The sequence below is a fragment of the Brevibacillus reuszeri genome (assembly GCF_002897295.1).
Lineage (GTDB): Bacteria > Bacillota > Bacilli > Brevibacillales > Brevibacillaceae > Brevibacillus > Brevibacillus reuszeri_A.
This window is the reverse complement of record NZ_BEXF01000133.1, coordinates 1-540: the sequence shown is the minus strand read 5'-3', so window position 1 is coordinate 540 and position 540 is coordinate 1. Positions and strand designations below refer to the sequence as shown.

General features: G+C 39.6%; 2 protein-coding genes. Both read left to right on the top strand.

All coding sequences use genetic code 11. The annotated features are described in order from the left end of the window. The first annotated feature begins 30 nt into the window (after positions 1 to 30). A complete protein-coding gene (gene tnpA / locus C3B52_RS35825) occupies positions 31 to 435 on the top strand; it encodes an IS200/IS605 family transposase (RefSeq protein WP_373419763.1) in 405 nt (134 codons plus the stop codon). 2 nt (positions 436 to 437) lie between these two features. Next, positions 438 to 540 (top strand): helix-turn-helix domain-containing protein (locus C3B52_RS35820; RefSeq protein ID WP_164685093.1); only part of this gene is annotated, 103 nt, incomplete at its 3' end.

Sequence of the window (540 nt, the reverse complement as noted above, 5' to 3'; positions counted from 1 at the left end):
GTATGGTATAATTAACCATAGGTGATGGTTTTGAGTAGATCAGTGGAAACTAACCACAATATCGTATTTGACTGTAAATATCACGTTGTCTTTTGCCCAAAGTATCGTAAAAAGGTTTTGACAGAACCAGTAGACATTCGATTAAAAGAGTTGTTTCTTGAAAAGGCTATGGAACTACGTGCTGAAATTGTTGAAATGGAGATCATGCCTGATCATGTTCATTTGCTCATCAAGTGTGACCCGCAATTCGGAATTCATCGAGTCGTGAAACACTTAAAGGGCTATACATCCAGAGTGATGCGAATGGAATTTAGGCATCTAAAAAGCAGGCTTCCTTCACTATGGACAAACGCCTACTTTGTTGCCACCGTTGGAACGGTTCAGCTGGATGTGATTAAGAAATATATTGAGTCTCAGAAGGAAAGGAGTGATTGAATATGCACAGAGCGTACAAATTTCGTCTCTATCCAAACAAAGAACAAACGACACTCATTAACAAGACAATCGGATGCACTCGCTTCGTATTCAATCACTTCCTCG